The 19,979-nt window shown below is 57.9% G+C and carries 26 protein-coding genes and 2 pseudogenes; 8 read left to right on the top strand and 20 right to left on the bottom strand.

The annotated features are described in order from the left end of the window. Positions 1 to 2: 2 nt before the first annotated feature. The 3 genes from IVB24_RS35095 to IVB24_RS35085 all read right to left on the bottom strand — a co-directional run bounded on the left by IVB24_RS35095 (position 3) and on the right by IVB24_RS35085 (position 1,999). Entirely contained in the window at positions 3 to 647 is a 645-nt protein-coding gene (locus IVB24_RS35095; RefSeq protein WP_051113056.1) for an aminodeoxychorismate/anthranilate synthase component II, read from the bottom strand. Positions 648 to 1,243: 596 nt separating this feature from the next. Next, positions 1,244 to 1,639 carry a hypothetical protein gene (locus IVB24_RS35090; RefSeq protein WP_247442969.1) on the bottom strand — a complete coding sequence of 132 codons (396 nt, stop codon included), beginning with the start codon at positions 1,637 to 1,639 and terminating at the stop codon, positions 1,244 to 1,246. Positions 1,640 to 1,798: 159 nt separating this feature from the next. Beyond that, complete coding sequence (locus IVB24_RS35085) at positions 1,799 to 1,999, bottom strand: hypothetical protein (RefSeq protein ID WP_247442968.1); 201 nt, start codon at positions 1,997 to 1,999, stop codon at positions 1,799 to 1,801. A gap of 72 nt (positions 2,000 to 2,071) precedes the next feature. On the opposite strand from IVB24_RS35085, the gene IVB24_RS35080 reads away from it, so the two are divergent. Then, positions 2,072 to 2,377, top strand: a complete 306-nt coding sequence (locus tag IVB24_RS35080) for a hypothetical protein (protein WP_247442966.1) — start codon at positions 2,072 to 2,074, stop codon at positions 2,375 to 2,377. Continuing rightward, entirely contained in the window at positions 2,350 to 2,760 is a 411-nt protein-coding gene (locus IVB24_RS35075) for a hypothetical protein (protein WP_247442964.1), read from the top strand. Before IVB24_RS35080 ends, IVB24_RS35075 begins: the two co-directional genes overlap by 28 nt. A gap of 11 nt (positions 2,761 to 2,771) precedes the next feature. Here the strand turns inward: IVB24_RS35075 and IVB24_RS35070 are convergent. Next, positions 2,772 to 3,046, bottom strand: a pseudogene (locus IVB24_RS35070) (SOS response-associated peptidase family protein); the annotation flags it as partial. Positions 3,047 to 3,431: 385 nt separating this feature from the next. On the opposite strand from IVB24_RS35070, the gene IVB24_RS35065 reads away from it, so the two are divergent. Next, the gene (locus IVB24_RS35065; RefSeq protein WP_247442963.1) at positions 3,432 to 4,670 is read left to right on the top strand and encodes an integrase arm-type DNA-binding domain-containing protein; all 1,239 of its coding nucleotides are present in this window, start codon (positions 3,432 to 3,434) and stop codon (positions 4,668 to 4,670) included. 21 nt (positions 4,671 to 4,691) lie between these two features. Here IVB24_RS35065 and IVB24_RS35060 read toward each other — a convergent pair whose 3' ends face one another. After that, a complete protein-coding gene (locus IVB24_RS35060; protein ID WP_247442962.1) occupies positions 4,692 to 5,261 on the bottom strand; it encodes a hypothetical protein in 570 nt (189 codons plus the stop codon). Positions 5,262 to 5,328: 67 nt separating this feature from the next. On the opposite strand from IVB24_RS35060, the gene IVB24_RS35055 reads away from it, so the two are divergent. Together IVB24_RS35055 and IVB24_RS35050 are read left to right on the top strand one after the other, a co-directional pair. Further along, positions 5,329 to 5,577, top strand: a complete 249-nt coding sequence (locus tag IVB24_RS35055; RefSeq protein WP_247442961.1) for a DUF6074 family protein — start codon at positions 5,329 to 5,331, stop codon at positions 5,575 to 5,577. 1 nt (position 5,578) lies between these two features. Next, positions 5,579 to 5,935 (top strand): DUF6074 family protein, encoded by a 357-nt coding sequence (locus tag IVB24_RS35050; protein WP_247442960.1) that lies wholly within the window; start codon positions 5,579 to 5,581, stop codon positions 5,933 to 5,935. A 758-nt stretch (positions 5,936 to 6,693) separates the two neighbouring features. On the opposite strand, the gene IVB24_RS35045 is transcribed toward IVB24_RS35050, so the two are convergent. The 5 genes from IVB24_RS35045 to IVB24_RS35025 form a co-directional block, all read right to left on the bottom strand. Next, positions 6,694 to 7,458: a hypothetical protein gene (locus tag IVB24_RS35045; protein WP_247771125.1), complete on the bottom strand. Its 765-nt coding sequence runs from the start codon at positions 7,456 to 7,458 to the stop codon at positions 6,694 to 6,696. Between the two features lie 715 nt (positions 7,459 to 8,173). Beyond that, positions 8,174 to 8,395, bottom strand: a complete 222-nt coding sequence (locus IVB24_RS35040) for a hypothetical protein (protein WP_247442958.1) — start codon at positions 8,393 to 8,395, stop codon at positions 8,174 to 8,176. A gap of 2 nt (positions 8,396 to 8,397) precedes the next feature. Next, on the bottom strand, positions 8,398 to 8,619 hold the full coding sequence (locus IVB24_RS35035; RefSeq protein ID WP_247442957.1) for a hypothetical protein: 222 nt from the start codon (positions 8,617 to 8,619) through the stop codon (positions 8,398 to 8,400). 38 nt (positions 8,620 to 8,657) lie between these two features. After that, complete coding sequence (locus tag IVB24_RS35030) at positions 8,658 to 8,921, bottom strand: hypothetical protein (RefSeq protein ID WP_247771122.1); 264 nt, start codon at positions 8,919 to 8,921, stop codon at positions 8,658 to 8,660. A gap of 134 nt (positions 8,922 to 9,055) precedes the next feature. Beyond that, a complete protein-coding gene (locus tag IVB24_RS35025) occupies positions 9,056 to 9,238 on the bottom strand; it encodes a hypothetical protein (protein ID WP_247442955.1) in 183 nt (60 codons plus the stop codon). Between the two features lie 339 nt (positions 9,239 to 9,577). Between IVB24_RS35025 and IVB24_RS35020 the strand changes: the two genes are divergently transcribed. Beyond that, the gene (locus IVB24_RS35020; RefSeq protein WP_247442953.1) at positions 9,578 to 9,763 is read left to right on the top strand and encodes a hypothetical protein; all 186 of its coding nucleotides are present in this window, start codon (positions 9,578 to 9,580) and stop codon (positions 9,761 to 9,763) included. A 704-nt stretch (positions 9,764 to 10,467) separates the two neighbouring features. On the opposite strand, the gene IVB24_RS35015 is transcribed toward IVB24_RS35020, so the two are convergent. The 10 genes and pseudogenes from IVB24_RS35015 to IVB24_RS34970 all read right to left on the bottom strand — a co-directional run. Further along, complete coding sequence (locus tag IVB24_RS35015) at positions 10,468 to 10,686, bottom strand: hypothetical protein (RefSeq protein WP_247442952.1); 219 nt, start codon at positions 10,684 to 10,686, stop codon at positions 10,468 to 10,470. A 465-nt stretch (positions 10,687 to 11,151) separates the two neighbouring features. Beyond that, the gene (locus tag IVB24_RS35010) at positions 11,152 to 12,000 is read right to left on the bottom strand and encodes a GIY-YIG nuclease family protein (protein ID WP_247442950.1); all 849 of its coding nucleotides are present in this window, start codon (positions 11,998 to 12,000) and stop codon (positions 11,152 to 11,154) included. A gap of 346 nt (positions 12,001 to 12,346) precedes the next feature. Next, positions 12,347 to 12,991, bottom strand: a complete 645-nt coding sequence (locus IVB24_RS35005; RefSeq protein ID WP_247442948.1) for a hypothetical protein — start codon at positions 12,989 to 12,991, stop codon at positions 12,347 to 12,349. A 70-nt stretch (positions 12,992 to 13,061) separates the two neighbouring features. Further along, a complete protein-coding gene (locus tag IVB24_RS35000) occupies positions 13,062 to 13,916 on the bottom strand; it encodes a trypsin-like peptidase domain-containing protein (RefSeq protein WP_247442947.1) in 855 nt (284 codons plus the stop codon). 103 nt (positions 13,917 to 14,019) lie between these two features. Further along, a complete protein-coding gene (locus IVB24_RS34995) occupies positions 14,020 to 15,099 on the bottom strand; it encodes a hypothetical protein (RefSeq protein ID WP_247771121.1) in 1,080 nt (359 codons plus the stop codon). Between the two features lie 140 nt (positions 15,100 to 15,239). After that, positions 15,240 to 15,626 (bottom strand): hypothetical protein, encoded by a 387-nt coding sequence (locus IVB24_RS34990; RefSeq protein WP_247442943.1) that lies wholly within the window; start codon positions 15,624 to 15,626, stop codon positions 15,240 to 15,242. A gap of 105 nt (positions 15,627 to 15,731) precedes the next feature. Next, positions 15,732 to 16,535, bottom strand: a complete 804-nt coding sequence (locus tag IVB24_RS34985) for a hypothetical protein (RefSeq protein WP_247771120.1) — start codon at positions 16,533 to 16,535, stop codon at positions 15,732 to 15,734. Beyond that, a complete protein-coding gene (locus IVB24_RS34980; RefSeq protein WP_247298834.1) occupies positions 16,532 to 16,753 on the bottom strand; it encodes a hypothetical protein in 222 nt (73 codons plus the stop codon). The genes IVB24_RS34985 and IVB24_RS34980 overlap by 4 nt, the downstream gene beginning before the upstream one ends. Then, positions 16,750 to 16,977 (bottom strand): hypothetical protein, encoded by a 228-nt coding sequence (locus tag IVB24_RS34975; RefSeq protein ID WP_247442938.1) that lies wholly within the window; start codon positions 16,975 to 16,977, stop codon positions 16,750 to 16,752. The genes IVB24_RS34980 and IVB24_RS34975 overlap by 4 nt, the downstream gene beginning before the upstream one ends. A 641-nt stretch (positions 16,978 to 17,618) precedes the next feature. Next, positions 17,619 to 17,762, bottom strand: a pseudogene (locus tag IVB24_RS34970) (IS3 family transposase); the annotation flags it as partial. 419 nt (positions 17,763 to 18,181) lie between these two features. On the opposite strand from IVB24_RS34970, the gene IVB24_RS34965 reads away from it, so the two are divergent. Continuing rightward, entirely contained in the window at positions 18,182 to 18,367 is a 186-nt protein-coding gene (locus IVB24_RS34965; RefSeq protein ID WP_247771119.1) for a DDE-type integrase/transposase/recombinase, read from the top strand. A 946-nt stretch (positions 18,368 to 19,313) separates the two neighbouring features. Beyond that, a complete protein-coding gene (locus IVB24_RS34960; RefSeq protein WP_247348853.1) occupies positions 19,314 to 19,862 on the top strand; it encodes a VOC family protein in 549 nt (182 codons plus the stop codon). Positions 19,863 to 19,979 lie beyond the last annotated feature (117 nt).

Raw genomic sequence — 19,979 nt, 5'->3', positions numbered from 1 at the left:
GATCAGGCCACCTCCAGGCGCACAAGTGGGGACCGCGCTACCGATGGGGCGCATACATCGGAGAGGAAGTTAGCAAACATCTCTCGTCCGTATTGTGAGCAGATGGATTCCGGGTGAAACTGTATGCCGTAGTGCGGCAGGTGCCGATGCCGGAGTCCCATAATGACGCCATCCTCGCTCATGGCAGTGCATTTAAGACATTCCGGAAGCTCACCGGTCACTGCCAGCGAATGGTATCTTGTCACATCGAAGGAGCGGGGCAGCCCCAGGAACAGGTCCGTCCCGGAGGTTGTGATGGTGCGGATCCGGCCGTGGAGGGGCTCCGGCGCGCGGGAGACGGATGCGCCATGAAAATGGGCGATGGATTGATGCCCCAGGCATACTCCCAAGACCGGAACGGCGCTGCCGGCCAAAACATCCATCGTAGCGCCGACATCTTTTGGAGTATGAGGATTTCCCGGCCCCGGCGAGAGGATAATGCGATCATGGGGGATCTTGCGGATTTCTCTCCATGGCACGGTGTTATCGAGGACGATGGGGTCTCTACCATTCACCTCACCGATCATCTGGGCAATGTTGAATGTAAATGAGTCGAAGTTGTCGATTAGGATCACCGATCTCTCGGAGCCTGCCCCGTTTGCTGCCATATTTCTTTCCCGCCGCGAGTGGCCTAATCCCTTGCACAGTCATCATGGCTGGAGCGGCCTTAGTGCGCAGAATTCCTACCGGCGATGAGCGAGTGGAATCGATCAGGTCCGTTAGCGCCAACTTTTGGCACGCGACGCTCAGCCTAACGTTCATTAACCAAGAATTGCCATGTATCGTTCATCTCGATCAATCACCAGCGTTGGTAGTTGACCGGCGCGCAAAGCTTGGCATGTCGCTATAGAACGAGTGCAGGGTTGGGGCTCTTGGACGCTGATCGGGTTGGCTGCGTGGCTGTCGCATGCATTGTGCGGTTTGATTGCTGGGCCAGGTAGGCGAGCTCGCTGAGCATCATTAACTGCAACGCAGCGGGCCCGGATGATGAGACCTGCCAGGATGCGTTTCTGGTGCATCTAAGGGAGGGGTTTCTCGTCACTGACGCGCCGCCTCGTCGCCTCTGTCGACGGTGAAGATCACCTGCCCACCGCAATGAGCGATCTCCTGAAATTCCCGCCCTTCGCTCATGATCGCAGATCCCGCAGAATTACGAACGAAGCGCCCGTGCGAGCGTGTGGCGCTTCAATTCAACCTCGCACTATCAGTTCTCACTGCCGACTCGATGGAGTCGGAAGAGCTTGTCGAAGAAATCCGCAATTCTCGCCTCGGAGCCGTCGCCGACAACTTCGTTCGCACCGAGGCGGTATACCTCATATCCGGCAAGCCGCAATTCCCGGTCGGCCGACACCATGTCGGCGTAGACCTTCAGCGAGGGTTTGCCGTCCTCTGAGAAATGTTGCTTGCTGTCGACCTCGATGACGATCCGCTGGCGGTCCGGGAGCAGCAACAGAAAGTCCATGCGTTGTCGTGGTAGAGGTAGGCGGTGGCGTAGCAATTTGACGATGGCGGGGTCGTAGTGAAGATAGACCTGCAGCAGCAACGCCGACAGACGATCTCCGAGGCTGGGCCTGTACTTCTTGAAATAGGTCGCGAACACGTTGTTTTCACCGTCAGACGACAACGATTGTCGAAGGCGCGCTCCTAAAGGCGACGCAAAACGGTTACATCGTGAGTGCCAAGCTCGAGATGAATTCAGCCGACGCCGCAGAGCTGCCGCCAGAAATCATCGCTCAGCGTCACGCGCTGACCGACAGCGTCAAGGCGGCATCACGCGCCGCTGCGGCGTGCCCATCGGTCGACTCGGATATTGAAAGTTCTGTTCGGAGGCGCGGAGTTCGGGAAGAACAACGAGATCGTGAAGGCCTTTACGAATGCGCTCCACGATCTCGAGCATGGGCTCGGGCCGAACAATGACATTATAAGAAACCTTGATAACGCAAAACACGATCTCGAGCACGGGCCAGGCCCGAACAATGAAATAAGGAAGCTCGGCAGACGTCTGGGTTTGTAGCAAGAAGGGCGCGAATACATGGCCGATAAAAAAAGCCCAGACGACATGCTCCGCGAACAGTGGGGCAAGGCGTCGCGGCTTACGCTTTCAGGCACCGTTGCGCTATTTCTTCTGACGCGCGGCGCGAAGTCCGGAGCGGGCAAGATTCTCGAAATCCTCGGACTAGACTGGTCTTCGCTCAACGCTCATGCTGTTGCCCTTCTCGGTGTTCCCGTTGTCGCCACGCTTTGTGTCTGGCCGCTGTGGTGGGCGAAGGCTTTTGCGAGGCGACATACGGACGGGGCCTGGTTCGATAGGTGGCCACCAAATCCGATCTTCGACTGATATCGGATAAGGCCCGCACTGTCGCGATCTGGTCGTTGATCCTGTTCGTCGGGCTGCCCCTTCTCGGTTTGGCTATCCTCGAGGGAACATTTTTGCGCAGAAGTTTGTACTTTGCGATCGACGGCAACTTTAGCTGTCCTCAAAACTGCAAGGAGGAGGTCGGTGTATTGGCACATTTCTGGCCGGCGAATGGCCTCCCCGACGTTTCCAAGACGGCCTATCGTTACGACGGAAATCTCACCTACGTGCCGGTTTGGCAGCCCATATTGTGGTTGCTTTTCGGCATTGGAGCTTTGATCTATGCCGTGACCTATTTGCGGCTAATCTTTGGAAACTCCGCTTCTCGCCAGCCGTCGGTCCAGATCCAGGAAGCGACGTCGTAGATCGTTCCGCTTCAAGTCTCCGGACCGGGATCTTCCTTCTCGCCGGTCGCGACGATCTTATGGGACGCTACGCCTCGTCCCACGGTTCCCGCATCCAGATGTCGCGTTCCTCTTCCGTCATCAGAATGACGGGCATTGCCTCGGGATGAACGCGCTTGACCTCGGCGTTCGGATCGCACGTCAAGAAGCCGAACACATCGATGGTAACTTTGCCTGCCCTTGCCTTTCGGAGGCCCGTCCAATTTGTCCAGAGGCCGGCGAAGGCCAGAAGCGGGCGACCCTCTTCGCGTGGGATAGCGCACAGCACGGTGCTGATGATCTCTTTCGCAGAGCGTGATACGCACGCGACTTGGGTACGGCGGCACAGTGTCGCACCGCGGCAGCGACGCCAAGAGCGCTGGGTCCACTGGCAGGTACACTGGAACACCTTCGATCAAAAATTGATGTAGTTTCAGCTGGATAGGCGAGGGTTCGATGCCGCCCCTGGGCACCATTTCCCCATTCTCTGACTTCCGCCAGCATCCGCTAACTTGATAGAAGTACTTGAAAATAAGTGCTTTCTGGTCCGTTGACATTCGGCATCCTCCGTCTCCATCCGGTGACTTTGTTGGTAGGGTCGTTGGTATCGCGCCGAAAGCGTGTTGGTAGATCGTCGCTGGGGAACCGTTTCGATGCCGCTTTCAGATGCCGCCTGCCGTTCCGCCAAATCCGCGGAGAAGCCCTACAAGTTGGGCGACGCCGGGGGCCTGTACCTGCTTGTGGAGACGAGCGGGTCGCGGCTCTGGCGCCAGGCATACCGGTTCGATGGGAAACAGCGGCTGATCGCGCTAGGCGCATATCCAGCTGTCAGCCTCGCTGACGCCCGGATTGCGCGGGACGCGAACAAGGCCCTTCTGGCGAAAGGCGTAGATCCGTCAGCACAGCGGAAGCTGGACCGCGGCGCCGCCCGCATCGCCCGGACCAACACCTTCCGGATCGTCGCCGACGAACTGATCGCCAAGTTCGAAGCCGAAGGCGACGACCCGGCCACCATCGAAAAAAAGAAATGGCTGATCGGTCTCCTGAGCGGCGACATAGGCGATCGTCCGATCGCCGAAATAGCCGCGCCGGAATTGCTGGACGCGCTCCGGAAGGTCGAACGCCGCGGCCGCTACGAAAGCGCGCGGCGGGCGCGCAGCCTCGCCGGCCGTGTCTTCCGGTACGCGATCGCGACGGGACGCGCCGAACGTGACCCGTCCGGCGATCTTGCAGGCGCCCTGATTTCACCGAAGGTTCAGCACCGCGCATCAATCACCGAACCGAAGCGCGTCGGCGCGCTTCTGCGCGCCGTTGACGATATCGACGGTCAGATCACAACGCGCGCGGCGTTGCAGCTGATCGCGCTTACCTTCGTTCGGCCCGGTGAGCTCCGGCACGCGGAATGGAAGGAGTTCGATCTGCGAGGCGCTGTCTGGAGCATCCCGAAGGAAAAAATGAAGATGCCGAGGCCGCACCTGATCCCGTTGTCGCGGCAGGCGATTGCGCTGATCGCCGATCTTCGCGAAGTGACCGGATCCTCGCCCTTTCTGTTTCCGCAAATCAGGTCGTGGCATCGGCCTATATCGGACGGCACTTTGAACGCGGCGCTCCGTCGGCTCGGTTACGACAAGACCCAGATGACAGCGCACGGCTTCCGGTCGACCGCGTCGACGCGGCTGAATGAAAGCCGCCTGTGGCATCACGACGCGATAGAACGTCAACTGGCGCACATGGAAGCCGACGAAGTCCGCGCCGCCTACAACGCCGCCGAATACTGGGACGAACGCGTTCGGATGATGCAATGGTGGGCCGACTATCTGGACGACCTGCGCAAGTCCGGCGCCGTCGTGCCGATTGCGAAGGCGCGGCGATCGCGATCGGCTGCAAGCTAAACTTCCATCCGATCGAACATACTAACGCAGATCAGTCGCGCGACCACCTGAGCCGCCCGAACGAGCTCGTTGCGCGATTTTTTCAAAACGGCCGGTAAAACGCCCGGAAACAACCAATTTGTGCACACTGCTTCGAACGCCTTCGAATGCGAAAAGGCCTCGCGCATCAAAAGCATACCCATGGTTCTTGACTATTTGACTATTGCGCCCGCCGACGGCCGTTGACGAACGTTCGCGACGCAGCGGATGGTCGCGGGCATCGACGAATGAAATTTTAGGAGAGCGCTTTCGATGTCCGGCGATCTGACCCTTATCGAGTTCATTAAGATTTACAGCCTGCCGCCGAACGTCGCGGCTGATCGCTTTCGTGAAATCGCAGGCATCGGTAATACACGGTTTTACGAACTCGCGAAGGAAGGCGCGATCCGCCTTCGCAAGAATGGACGTCGCACGACTGTCCCCGTCGAAGACCTCTACAAGCTTCTTCGGGGCGATCAGGCAGCAGCCTGATATCTCCCGTTTGCGCTGGCGGGAATAACGCCTCGCCGCGCGCGCCGGTCGTCGGACGTACACGATCGGCACCGGCGGCACGCCGGGTCTCTCCGTCTAACGGCGTGCCGCCCACTTCCCCAGTCGCAAATCATCTGAGGTCTGACCTATGGCGCAGGTCTACATCTTCCCTTCGTCCAGACATCGCCGGATCGTCGAGTTCATTTCGGCCGAAATGCAGAAGCGGCCGTCCGTGGACGATGCCGAGCAATACCTGATCGATCACTTGGATATCGAGTGGAACCGGCTCGCAGGTCTCGGCATCACCGAAGCCGAGATCGAACAGCACTGTCACGCCTTTGCGCTCAAGGCGTGGCGATCCTTCTTCGACGGTCGACAAGCCCAAGGGGTGGCATGACATGGCCGACACGTCTGCCATCCGAGTAGTGCGCGATGCCCGGCGCGAGGCCGCGCCGGTCGACATGACAAGCGATCCCCGGCTTCATGTTCAGATCGCGATCCGACAAGCGAAGGTGATCCTTCTGCCCGGCCGCTTCCGGGATGCAGCGTACGTCCGCCGGCACGTGGAATTCGTGCTGACGCGACCTGCCGAACAAGGCGAGCAGCACGTGCGGCGCAATCTAAGTGCCCTTCGCAAAAACCTAGAAGACATGGGCGTGGATCAGATCGCGATTGACGTCGAAGTCCGGCGCGTTGAAGCGGCTGTCCGAGCTGAAATCTGGAAACAGGTCCTGCTGCCGGGCGGTGACGAATGAGCACAGCGGCCGTCGCCCGCCGTCCTGGCCCGGCGAATGAGACTACTCGCTTCACGAAGGTTGAAAATCCTGTCGCTCGCTTCCGACCCGGCGAACTCTACAGGCTCATGGCTGTGCGGCACGGACGAAAGCTGCCCGCGAACGATGATGGCGCGCGGTTTCGAGATAGGTTGCTGGACACGCTGGCGATGTCTGGAAAAGACGGCCGTCTAAGGGCTACCAACTTCCTTGCCTTTAGATGTGGGTGGATGTCACCGGCCGGCCGCGAAGACGCGATCGAAGCCGCGTTCAGAAGGCGGAGGTTTTGGACCCCCGAAGCGTTGGGCAACGACTTGGGCGTCACTGAGACCGAACACGCCAGAGCGAGGATCAGGACCTTCCGCATTGCTGGAATGACTGACGCGGACATGAAGGCCAAGCGTGCTGTGAAAGAAGCCGCTCGGAAAAGGCTAGAGCGGCTACAGCAGCGTCTGGAGGCAACGCCGCGGGTTGCCATCTTTGCCGACACGCATTCAACTGCGGACTGGTCCGCAGTTGAGCTAGCCTTGCGAACCGTCTTTTCGTTGACGCCGATCGCCTCTGCGATGGATCGATTAGATTTCTCCGGGTTCGCAGCGATCGCTTCCGCCGCGCGCTGCGCGGCAGGCAGGTTACCGACGCAATGCGGAAGTCTCCCAGCTTGGGCGTGATCGGAGCTTGTGACCTAAAGGCGACGTGGCTCCAATACGATCCTTCTGTCGCCTTCGCACTTATGGCCGCTACCGCTGTTTACTAAAGATATCAGCGCGCCGGCGTTCATCTTGCTCAATCCATTCCTCTATGCGTCTAACCGATTCCTCAATGCTCTCTTTTTTCGCCTCCGCCTCGGCGAGCCAACCCTCCACCCTCTCCCGGTACTCGTCACTGCTAGCGTTCTCTAGCATTCCGCACAGTTTCGAAATGTTAGCTTCCACACGCTCCAAGGCGTCTTCCGCTCTCTCCTTCTTTTCATAATTTTTTGAAATGTTGTTTTGGATGCGGGTCAGCACGTCGCTGATTCGCTCGCCATGTTCTTGTTGGCGAATTTCTCTCTGTTTTCTGTATTCCCCCCAAAACAGATCGTGAGTTGCGCGAACTTCCTGAATCCGCTGGAAGCATTCCTCCTTGTGCTCTCGAAGCATTTGATCCTTGTGCTCCGACAATCTGCGGCTGGTCTTATTAAGCTGTTCACCTAGTTGTTTCATTTCGTCGACGGTGGTTGGATCAAAGAAAAACAATGCGTCTGCAAACTTTGAGTAACGGGCCAACTCTAAGTCAGCAATGATCTCATCTCGCCAATCTTTGGAAACGGAAAATACTCTTTCGCGATCCGCGTTGCTACGCTTCGACAGATCGTTCCGGATATTGTTGAAGCGGGTCCATGTCTCTTGTCGTTGACCTTGCGTTGGATAGCGAACGCCAGATTCGAAGGCCTCTTGGATTTCCCGCGCTTTGTCCCATGCTGGTCGCCAGTCGTAGACGAGTTTTCCGAATAACTCACCCATCGGGGACTTCGTATTTCTGGATTCAAGAGGGCTGAAACTCGATGTTACATGCGTTTCGAGTTCGTCAATTAGTGCGTCTAAGTCGTACCAATCCATAGCAGGCTCCTCGTCACCTTGATTCACACGACTTCTCAGTCTGATCCAAGTGCTCGGCCCGTCCCCGGAGGCAGCTCTGCTACTAAGCTACCTCAGGTTCGCTCACGCGCGAAGAGGCCAATGTCCCTTATTGGCCGATCTGCGACCTAGGAGACCATTAGCTCTTCGGCCGCTGTTCGCGGTAAACCGGACATCAGGCGGCCAGCCGCTCAACGAGTACATGCAGTAGTTTGTCAAAAAGGACAGGGCCGCGCTCCTATCGCTTGCCAAAGGGGCCTGATATCTTCTCGCGCGCCTAATTTTTTGATCCATATTTTTCGAAGACGCTGCAAATTCGATCGTGCCCCGGTGGGGAGTTTTGTTCATGCAAAGCGATTTAACGTGCGCCGAGCGTAACGCGGCGAGTGCCGCTGAGGTGGAAGAGTTCGCCGCCCAGCCTCTAGCGACCGGGAGACCGGTAGCTGCAAACGATAACAATGAGGACGGGCCCTGGCTGCTCGTTCCATTTCCTGACGATTGGTGCGCGACGTGCTGAAATACGGTCCAAGATCGGGGCCAAGCGCCTTGGCGAGGTCGGCGCAAGGGGCAGCCTGATAGGCTTCGCCGACGGCGAACCGCCCTACTGTTGTGGATCGCCGATGTCGAACGCGCCTAAACGGTAATCTTCGCCCACCGATTGCTCAGTCGTCGGCCCCGCAATCAAAGTGAACGTCGCGTCGGTATAGCGCGTCCACGCTTCGATGTCGTCTGACGTGACGGTTAGATAGCCGAAGAAGCATTTGTATCGGCCGGGCTCGGTCATGCGGCCGATCTTGTCCCAATTGATCTTGTTAGCGCGCATCGCTAGTTCCACTCGTTCTCAGGCAGCGAACCGGGCGGAGGTTTAAGTTCTTCGAGGCCGGCTTCGATCACCGCCAATTCCTTTTGGATTGCTTTGACCGCGTTTTCTGGGTTGATGCCCGACACGGCTTGCAGCTGGGCTAGCACCTTGCGACGATGTGTCAGCAAGTCGACCAGAGCGCGTCGGTCACGCACCTTGACGTAGCTAGCGACGATCAGTTCCATGGCTGTTGACACCGCGTTGCCTCCTCTCCGCGCTTGAATTATCGCGGCCGGCTAAGCTCCAACAGACCGGCTTCCGTCATACGATATTCGACACCTTCGCCGGTTGACCGTCGCTCCATGCATCCGTTGCGTAAAAGAGCGAGCGTTGTTCCGGGGTGATCGGGAAGCTTCGAAGAGGACACCCAATCGCGGTCACGAAGAGGATCGAGCATTTGCCGGTGATACTGATTAAAAAGCGGCTTGCGCTTTTCCTGCCGACCGATGTCTTGACGTATCGTTTCAAGCGGGCGTTCGGTTTCCATGGCCGTTTGTTGCCATCGCATCGTTTACGATCAGTTACCGATCGGGAATAGCCGGCAATCTTTTCTAAATGGTTCATGGATATTGTTCCGAGGCATGGATCACGAGGACGCATCTGCTTGGTTCGTTCCAGCTCTCAGGCGAAGCTACGCTCGTCTAGCAGCGTGGATGACGCGCGGTAATCGCGCCCCTGAGCCCAGCCGCTTGCCGGCGCCGCCGCGCTCAGTGCGGCCAGCTCGCTTTCCCGACCCACCGCGGCGGCCAGCGCCGCCGCGCATTTAAGCGTTGCGGGCATCGCGAATGACGAATAGTCGCACATCGACGCGTCCGTGGTTGCCGGACGAAGAGGCGGAATTGCTCTCGCTCTTTGGCGGAGGTGCCACAGCTGAAGAGGTCGGCGACCGGCTACGCCGCACCCGCCAAGCGGTTTACGCTCGCTTGCAGCGCTTTCAAAAACAGCGCGGCCGGGCGAGTAGAATGAGTGGGAAGTTCTTTGCTCAGTTACCAGAGTGATCGAGCGACGCACATGGGGGTAGCGATCCGATCCGATCGCATCGTCAGTTCGCCCGCGCCGAAGCAACTCCTCAATCGGTACATCGAAGGTTGAATTGCATCGCAAAAGGCGCCAAGCTGTAGGCGATCGCATTGGGGTCGACCGATGACCAGCCCGAGCCCGACTGATGACGAATTGCGCGCCGCCGTCACCGCCGCCATTGAGCAGTGGAAGACTTCGCGACAGCTTCCCCACCTGTCGCGGAACGATTGTGAGACGTTGAACAAGTTGATCATTACCGGACTTCAAACCGTGCTGCTCCAGCGTGCGAAGGCCTTCGACAAGCGGTAAGGCCGACAGTTTGATCAAACCCGGCGGAATTCGACGATACGATCCTTGATCGAAGCATGCGCCCGAAATCCCGCGTTCATCCAAGCCCTTGCTTGGGTATGTCCAACGTTCATGGAGCTTTCGTTACGCCACCACGCCGAAAATTTTTGAGCCGATGCCGGAAGCTTTCTCCTAAGTATCTCTTCCATCTCGGAGAAGGTTAGCCGAACGATTTGTCCACGCTCGCTCAACAACCGTTGATGCAATGGTTCGTAGATCGATTTTCGGAAGCTCATGGTCTCACCGCAGGCAAGGCAAACATGGACGTTGTCCGAGCTTCCGCACGGTGGCGGTCATGAGAGCCGGAAGTACATCGCTGAGCAATTGAGCCAACCGGCTGAGGAAGGACAAAGTACCTTAACAGACCTCACCGCAGTCGCCCGACGCGCTTTGGTCCATAACGCTCTCTAGCCCTTTGCCGCACGTGCATCTTCTCGACGATCGCGAAGAGCAGCATGAAGATCGGCAAGAAGACGAAGAACCAAACCTCAGATCTTTCCTTTCGCCGGGAGAATTCACGGTTTGGGTCTGCCTCAGTGCCGAACGGCACCGATGGCACCGGCTGGTATGGACGCCGGCGCTTCGCAGCTCGACCTAGGAGCCGCCGGATAGTTCTCTCGCTGGCAGGCGGAGCGCTTGCCTCTTGGTCCTGATTTGCCATGAGGTCAGAGCGCAAACTTCAGCGGGAATTTGCGCACCAATTCGAGGTCAACATAGCCCGCGGCATTGATCCACTCGTGGGGACAGTAAGCGAGCGAGGTAGCGTCGAGCTCTAGACCATCGCGTCTTATCGCCTCGCGCGTTCCCAGTCGGCCGGCCCATTCCCGATGTCCGTTCGGATCAGGACGCATTGCGTCGTACACGGCCGTGTCGCTCTTCGGCATGGCGATCTCCTAAGGTGCTGAAATCAAGCTGCGCGAAATGAGTTTAGATTACCGCTCGTACGCTCGGCGACAAGTGACAATCGTTTTTGCAGTTGCTCACTGGAGTACCCCGAGGTCGATTTGACCGTCTTCCTTGTCGCCTCCGCGAGCGGACGCTAGCACCTTCGCATCGTCCCACTCCGCGCATCCAGACGCCGCATTCGTCGCCTATGCAAAAGGATCACCTGCATCGCCTTGGGATGGATCAGCTCGACCACTCAGGTTCGTCTTTCGTGCGCAGTCCGTTCCTGTCTTTTGGAAAGAACTTGCCCTTCTTCGGAAATACTTTTCCAGACGTTCTGGCTTGACAGAACGGATTGTGGCCGTTGTTGCCCCGACGGCATCACGCACGCGCGCGTCTTCCGTGGGCATTGCACCTTTATCCGCGCGGCGTCCGTCAGGAAAAGGCTCGGCATCCGTTAGCTTCTACGAGCCGATCACCACCTTGTCTCTAGCCCGTTTGTATTCGAGCAATTGGGACACCGCATCGTAGGAATGATACCTTGCGTAGACGCTCTTTGCATTCCTCTCGCGAAGATCGGCCAGAGCATCAGCCCAATAAGCGACCATGGCGCGCCGAACTCCGTCCAGGGCGAAGATGCGTTCGGCCTTTGCAAAATCCTCGTCGAAATTCACACATACAGCGCGTTCCGCGGCTTTGTAATCGGCCTGTAGAACATCCCCTCCACGTTGGCCGAGCCACATGATCGTTTTGGGATACTCCAGAATCAAACGATCGAGCACGAGGTAGTGCGAGAACTTTCCGCCCATTGGCGTTCGCGTGCTGAACGCGACTTCGTGCGACCCGATGTTGACCGTAAACCAACGCCCTCCGTTGGTCTGCGGGAGAACGCTTAGGGTCCATGCACCTTGAATGTCGAGGCTCCCAAACAATCCAGAAAGCTGGAACAAACGAAAGAGAAACAAGCGGACGTCCGTATTGTGAAAAAGTTGATCCGTTCTCGCGGGATCAACGCGAAGTGGATCGCTGATGGAACGCAGCCGCTCTCTCGCCTCGTGCGGGGGCACGCTGAATAGCTCTTGTGTCCCCTCGACTTCCTCGTTTCTCGTACGAAAATGGCGATGGACCGCGCTCTCCACTACCGAGCAGTCCGTCACGTGGACAAAGTCGGACAATTCCCATGGACCGTAAGCAGCGTATGCCTCGCCCCCATTTATTCCGCGAAGCCGTTCGCTAATGGGCCGCTCGGTGCGGCCGATCTTTATGTAGTCGCTGTTCGGCGAAACGAGAATGTAGACGAACCCCTGCGGCATATGCGCGATCCCCCAAAGCACGCCGGCAAAGTAACTGAGGACCACCCGGACGTGAAACAGGCGGAACGTCTGGATTGCATGAGCGGGACGGCAATCCTCCCGCCTCGGCGGCAGATTGCTAACCAAAAGGTCTGACGAAACGATTAGTGGATGATTGCGGGCTGGGTGGCGGCGTTCGTTGTCCCACTAAGCCCTAGACAACGCAGACAGCATGAAATGGCCGGCGTGCATCACTGCCGCCGGCCATCGCTCGCGCCACCGTGGCTGGGGGGCTAATCGGCAGCGCTGACCGCAAGCCTGCCGAGCGCCGATTAACAACCCGTTAACCAATTCGGGCAGGCTCTGGCTATTTCGCGGGCAACAACGCGGCAGTCTGTGCTGCCGCGCCTGCCTTGACCTGCAAAGCGGCGTTTCGGACCACGCGCGCCGCTAGTGCTGAACACGTCGGGCGCCGGCTTGCGAAGGTCGTGATCGCATAGAGATTGCGTATTTCAATTCTTCCGCACGGGTATCGCGACATCAACGACCACGCCCCCTCCATCTCTGGTGAACGCCTGACATCCAACCGTTGCACTGGGAAGAGCGACGCTAGCTTGTTCCTCCGCTTCCTTGAGCGCAGCACGGTGGCACCGATGCGCCGCCGCTTCCAATTTCTTCGTATCAGCGCCGTTACGGCGCTTCCTGCGGTCGCCGCCAACGCAAACCAATCATTCGGAGGAAAGCCGCTCGCATCCCAGTTCAGGGAAACATAGGTGACGAACTTCGGGTCGCAGATAAGGACCATGTCCGGCCCCTTGAAGAAGACGCTTCCGCCGGACGGCGAGAAGTGGTCGAAATGCGTGTTGGTCCGCTCCATGATCCGTGCCGTAATTTCCTTGCATTCCGGCGTCTCGGTCGATCGCTCGCCGGCGGTCGCCACTTCAGGCGAGACCAGAAAGAGCGCAGCTAGCGCTCCGTATGCGATGCGCCTCTTCTCGAAGTATCCCTTCATAATTCGCCCCTCGGCATCACACCGTGGCCCGACGCGGCTGATAGGATCAGGCGGCACGTCCTTTCGTACATCAGATCACCCGTTGGCCCGGAGCCGGTGATATCAAAATGTCATCGATCACCGACCGGTGCCACACCAGCCCGATGCTCGGATCACCTTCATCGTCCGGTAAGCGGCTAGAGTAAACACCGAGAAACTCGGTCGTTGAAGCCGCATCGAGATTGGTAGTCAGGTTACTTAGAACGGCGGGACCGATCACCCGCGCGAACGTAGGCGAGCCGGACATGCCGCTAGACGTCCTGGCATCAATCGCAAAAGCTGGATATCTGAAACGCCATGGCAAGAGGATTTCGCTTGCGATGCTGCCGCGTTTCCAAATCGGAAAATTGATTTCTTTATCGTTCGCCTTCAGGGGGAAGCCAACGACGAAGACATTCCCGCCCGATATGTGGAACAGTTTCTCAAATCTATAGTCGTTTACGCAAATAATGCGCGAGGTGTCGCCCGAGGGGAGTGATAGCACAACAACGTCAACGCGCTTCTCTGCGAAATCCCGATGTTGCAACCACGTTGGTACGCCGTCTCCGTCATATAACGACAGTTCGATGCTGGGCCATCGAAAAAACAGAGTGTTGCCCGTTGCTGGTTCGTTTAACGACGTTGGCTCCCAATATCGTACCACTAGCGTGTCAGGCGACCACCCCGTCTTGCTATGCCCAGTGAACGCATGATTTCCCGTGACAACATGCCAGTTGGTGATGAACACCGGTTGACCCGCATGACGCCAAAAAAAGCCAGAAGCTTGGTTTACGGTCCCATTTCCACGGGCTTCGACAATGCATGATGCCATGGAGAGCTTATCGAAACGGGTGGCATACTCTATCCGGTCCAAGCTCCATCTCTGTACAAAGTCTTCCGAGGTCATCGAGACGTCCTATCAGGTTGAGTGCGCGCCATCAGTGTCGCTCGGGGTTCCGTTCGACACGACCTGCAGTAGCCGTGCCGGGACCGCGAAGGAACGGGAAAGCTCAAATCCCATAAATCTCCCGAGCGTGGCGCCGTACGTTAGCGGGCGTTTCGTCGTCAAGGCGCTGGAGATACTGCAAGAAAGCTTGCCCAGAAGTGGATGAGAATATTTCCGCCTTCAGCCTCAATTCACTTCGCAGCGGCTCTTCCGAAAGCAACGAGGCGCAGCCCTTATCGATAAACATGGCATCGACATAAGGGCCGTACGTGGAGATCGCCCGGATATCATTCATCATTCCTTTGGACGGCAGCTTCTTCTGCCCGGCAGAGACGAGCCGCCGCGACAGCCCAGCGAAGAGATATGCCGATATCCTGTGTGTGGGCATGTTCCTGTTTTCGGGCCAGTCCCAGAACGCAAATACTGACGAAGCTAGCTCGCGTTCAGCAATTCCATGGTCTCGAAATAACTGCTTCAGCTGGTTAAATTCCTCCAGCGCTGGATACGACAGTCGGTTCAGGAATTCGCGAGTATCGTGTGATTGCAGGGCCGTTTGCGCTTGTTGAGCTGCATATTTCAGTGCGCCTTTTTTGGCGTTGCCGAAATCGTTGAACTCATGACTGAAGACTTCGTTAAACGTCGGTTTTTGCCTAATCCAGCGTTGCCACAACACCTTGCAGCTGGCGTCCGTTTCGTCGCGGTGACGACGAATTCCATTGGCAAAGACCGCATAGTCCATGTCGGTTGTAATGTGCATATCGGGGAGCCAATCGTTTCGGGCTCCCTCTAGAACTTCGTCGACATGGAAGGAGAGAGACGGCGCGGCGCGGCCGTTGAGGTATGTCTTCGCGTAGTCAAGAACTTGCCGCTGTTCTATATGTTCGAAGTTCGCGAACGATACGTCGCCGCTCAGCATTTCATGAGCTAGCGCTAGGTCACTTGCAAACGGTGAGACGATGGTCTCATCTCGATGTATGTTGGAGCCGGGGAAAATGACCTGTTGGAGCAGGCAGGCGCGATCGATCTGCGCCGTAACTTCCTCCCAGAAGGCTTGGCCACCCGATTGGGCGCGTCGTCGACCCGATTTGACCTTGTAAATTTCGCTGATTGCGAACTGATCTAGATAGACGACTTTCTTCGACAAGCCGGGAAGGGGTACTGATACTGCATGTCGACAAGCCCGGCAGCGTCGTCGAAGCGTCGATCCGCCGGCGGATAGGATGCCCAGCGTTGCTTCGCCGCATAACGGGCACGTTAAAAATGGAGCGCGTTCGAGCATGGAATTCAATTGGATGGGCAACTGAGCAGAGCCGGCTGCTTATTTCTGCAAGCCCAGTCATGGTAAGCCGCCCAGCCTTGGGCGGCCGCTCCGACGCCTCCAACAACGGTAAAGATCGCGACTACGCTCGCCAGAAATATTTGATAGCCGGTTAGATCAAGCCTTCGGCCAATGATTTCCACCGGCTTGCCGTTCCAGTGCAAGCGCCCCTCGTTGTCGATGCCAAGCCCGTCGCTTTCCTTCATCGAGATCGGTCGCACGTTCCGTGGCCACCGGGTCTTTTCGATTGTTTGAAGCGGAACGCGCTTTAGTTCGTCTTCACGCTCCGCATTCTGACGTGCAACTCGCTCTTGATCTGCTTCCACCGGCGCTACGTCCTTTGCTTGTTTCATGGGAGTTGCTTATTTCCGATCGCCTTCAGGATGACCTCAAACGTCGCAATGTGTTGAGGAAACTTCGCCGTTGGAAGATCGCGCGCCGGGCCACGGCCGGCGGCATCAAGCGCCGCCGCTTTTCCAGCGCAAGCGCTGCGGGCGAGTGTCGTCCCCGACAAGAACAATATCAACGGGCCCGCCAATACCTGTCTCTGAGGGAACTATCGAAGTCGTCCGTGAGGCCGCTTCGATGATTTCGACTGCAAAGTCAGCTGCTGGCTCTGCTTCCGCATGTTCGATCGTCGTCATGGCGTTGCGGAAACGTCCGTACCGCTCGCCAAGAAACTGCCTTCCGGGTCCATTGAAAACCGCGTTCGTGAGGTAGTTGGCCTCGCCGAAAACTTTGAGCCCGCAGCCATCGATAGGGAAGTACTGTTGAGTTTTCAGATCGGTAGCGCTTACCGATAGATCGACGCCGAGCGTGACCGAGAAGCTTTCGACGCTGGCCCTTCTGGTGTCCGGATCGAAACGCGCTAAAGCCGACTGAAACAGAAATTGACCGATCCGCGTCGCGTAGTCTGCCGGATGGGAAGCGATATAGGCGGCGGTCGCCAGAACCACCTCCCGAGCGATGTCCTCCAAACTTGCCCCCGGCCCCCGGGCCGTATTCGCGAGGATCGCTTGCGCATCAAATTTTGGCTTGTTTGACGCGACATGTTCGCAGACCTTGTCGGTCTGCACGCCCGCAAGGGCCCAGATTGTGCCGTATCCGCTCGTAAAGACCACTGTCCGGTCGACCCCTTCGACTTCGGTGATCTTGAATACGTTGTCGCAAACGATGGTCCAATCCGGAGTGCTGATACCCAGACGGCTATCCGCCGCTACAATCAGGCCAGCGACGGTTGGGATGACCAAAACGAGTGTCATCGCTCGACCACTGCGCAGCCCTGTTTCAGTGCCGCCTGGAATACTGGTTTCAGCCCGGGCTCCGCGAGGATGGCTTCGCCGGGTCTAAAGTCGCTCACAACGCGCCACTCAAAGCCGCTGTTGGGTTTGGGCAGCTTCGTAGGATCGAGCACGTACGCGGCGCGGCCGGGACCTTCTCCGAAGGCGCCTCGCTCGACGAATTTCTCAAGCCGGTTCATTTCTGTGCGTCGGGACGGGCGGCGAGAAGCTTCAGGGCGATCGGTTCGACGGCTTCGCGCCAGTAGTCATCACCGTTCGGGAGGACGCTTCCCAGCATGCCGGGAGAATAGACAGCTGGCTCCGGGCGGCCGGGAGAGGCCGGCCACCGATCGTTGGGCCGGGTGTGGGTGACCTCGTTTTCGTCGACCTGAAAGTGATCCTCGGTGACCCGCGTCCGCGCCATGATGTGCCTCTGGTTGCAGGTACCGACATTACACACGCATTCATCGGCCGGGCATGCTCGCGGGATCGTTATCCCCGGCGAAACTCCGCCAGCCTCCGGAAGGTGTTGGTAGCGCTGTTGGTATGGTGTTGATTAAGTTGTAAGAATATTGCGCAAAATCAAATAGATGGAGGTTTATTGAGGGGCCGCGCCTGTGCTCCGCATCGGTACTCTGCTTCTTGCGGCGACGGGCCGCTTGGAGTCCTCCCTTCACATCGGAGCGACAGGTTCCTGTGTTCCTTGTCAAAGCCTGATCCGAGGTCACGCCGCCTTCATGCCGGACGCCGGTTGGGCAGTCAGCAGGCTCCTCCCAACCCTTGCTCGCGGGATAGACATCCTGATCCCGGTTTCGACGTCGATAGAACATGTTACGACACGTCATCAGCGGTTTACTTACGTTCGTCTCCTCGGACCTCACCTGACGGAGTTTCCTCCGCCTTTTCTTCCAACGCTCACCACCAGGGCTCTTTACCCTCGCAGCTCGGACTGGTTTGAAGTCTTCCCCTGCAGGCCGACCTCGGAGGGCCCTCCTCCATCTCTGACAAAGCTTCGTCAGGCTTCATGCCGAAGCCTGACTTCCACAGCACACGATGTCCTCATTGCTTGAGCGACCGCCACAGCCGCTCGATGAAGACGTAGTCCATCCAACGACCGCGGCCATCCATGGAGATCTTGATCCCTGCGCCCGCCAACGCGCCGGGTGAAGGCGCACTGGTGAACTGACTGCCCTGGTCGGAGATCGAGAAGCTGCACGCCAAGATCGGACAACTGACAGTCGAGCGCGATTTTTTAGCACGGAGGTCCGGAAGATGAGCACGCCGGACCGTCGAGGAATGCTCGATCGCGCCGACCCAGGCGCTGTCGATCCGCCGGCAATGCATGTTGCTTGGCATCGCGCGCTCTGGGGTCTACCGGCCGCCACGGCCGGCCAACGACAACGGCCTTGCCCTGATGCAGCGGATCGACGAGCTGTTCACCGCCTGGCCGTTCCTGGGCTCGCGGCGAATGACCACTATGCTGAAGGCTGAGGGGCTTCAGGTCAATCGCAAACGCGTGCAGCGCCTGATGCGCAAGATGGGCATCGCGGCGCTGGGACCGAAGCCGAACACGACGAAGCCGGCGCCGGGACCGGCCAAACCAGGTGTGGGCGGCCGACATCACGTATTTGCCCATCGGCCGTGGCTTTCTCTATCTCGTCGCCGTCATCGACTGGGCGAGCCGTGCGGTTCTGGCGTGGCGGTTGTCGAACACGATGGACGTCTCGTTCTGCGTGGCGGCTCTGGAAGAGGCGCTGGCGACGTACGGCACGCCGGAGATTTTCAACACCATCGTCATGTTGCGCAGCAGATAGGGATAGATCTTGTGGCCTCGCGTTCGCGCACGTCCTCGCTCTCCCGCCGGACACCCGCGTCAAAAACTCGGGCCGCCTGGTCCAGCAGTTGCTTCTTCCAGGCATAGATCTGGTTCGCGTGAACCTCATGGCGCTGGCCAGATCGGCCACCGTCGCCTGCTCCCGCACGGCTTCCAGCGCGATCTTTGCCTTCAACGCCGCGTCGATCTTCCGTCGTGTCTTTTCGTCATCATGCCCTCCGTCTATCAAACGGAGCGGCCCTTTTCCAACTAAGCCTCTGGTCCTAAAATCGGGGTCCATTTCAATCATGGTTGCGGGAACACGTTCCAACGGCACCAGAGGTGATCTCTTCACTGACGGTCCGTGTCGTTGTGATGAGCCGTGTCCGGTTGAAGACGTGCATGTAGGACGTCCGACAGTAAGGCTGGCGCGTAGCCCGCCGCCTCAGTGCGAAGCACGAGGTTTTTGCCATTCTTTAAGCAACACTCGCACCACCCCTTTTGCGGCACACTGATTGCTAGGGACGCGGGGCAGAGCCGTTGGTTGCTGCGGATTTTGGAGGGCGGCAGCGACGCCCGCCAAGTCCGAATATAATGTAGGTTTTGCGATGAGCCGGATGAGGCGGTCCGACAGTCGACCTTCTGCCCCGCGCGGTCTCGAAAGACCGCGCTGGTCGGCTGCCTTCATTTCACTGGTTAGTACATGTGCTCTTTACTTATGCTGGAGTCGCCGGAATTCCGAGAAGCCCTAAGGCTACGAGAAGAGCTCAAAGCGAAGCTCCTTCGCGCTCAATTGGATGTGGCCAGGTATAAGGCTGAGTTGTCGGAACTCGAGCAAAGGATGGTGAGGGATCTTGATCTTAGAACGGAACTGATCTGTTGGTAGCAGCGTCGTTCGCGATGGGTCGCTTCGCTGTTCAAATTCTGCGAGTGAGAGCGAGGATGTTATGCCCAAGACCACCGGTGGTAAGGCCAAACAGGGTGCCGTTATAGATGGCAACCGAACAAGCGCGAGTTCGCTGTCACAATTTCGCGGGATCGATCATATTGCGATTGCTGTGCTCGACCTTGAAGCCTCTATTGAGTTCTTTCGGGACGTGCTGGGCTTTGAATTGAAATGCCGGTTTCACATCAAGGGTCGAGCGACCGGCATGCTATCTGCCGAGCTTGAGACCCGAGGAATCAGGTTTGTTCTGTGCCAGGGCACTGAACCGACGTCTCAGGTCTCAGAGCTCGTGCGCCATCACGGCGTTGGAGTTGCTCATATCGCTCTTGAGGTCGATGACGTCGATGCTGCTGTAGAGGCTCTAAAATCTCGTGGCTTGGGATTCGATACGAGTGTGATTCGAGGTCCTGGATTGACGCAGGCCTTCTCAAGTCGGTCCATTGAAACGGGGCTTAGCTTCGAAATCATTCATCGAGGCGGAGAGACTGGCTTTCTCGAATCGAATGTCCAGCAGCTTTTCGACCAACTTGAGCAGTCTGGAAAATATTGAGCAATAGGACGTGTACACCTCGATGAGTCATGTCGGACACCGGTGTGATTTTATCCTTCCACGCTTTTCCAAGACTCCAGGATGAATGTCAGGTCGCAAAAATCAGTAATGAACTTC

The organism is Bradyrhizobium sp. 192, from assembly GCF_023100965.1.
In the GTDB taxonomy this organism is placed as follows: Bacteria; Pseudomonadota; Alphaproteobacteria; order Rhizobiales; family Xanthobacteraceae; genus Bradyrhizobium; species Bradyrhizobium symbiodeficiens.
The sequence above is the reverse complement of the archived record's forward strand: the minus strand, read 5'-3'. Positions and strand labels throughout refer to the sequence as shown.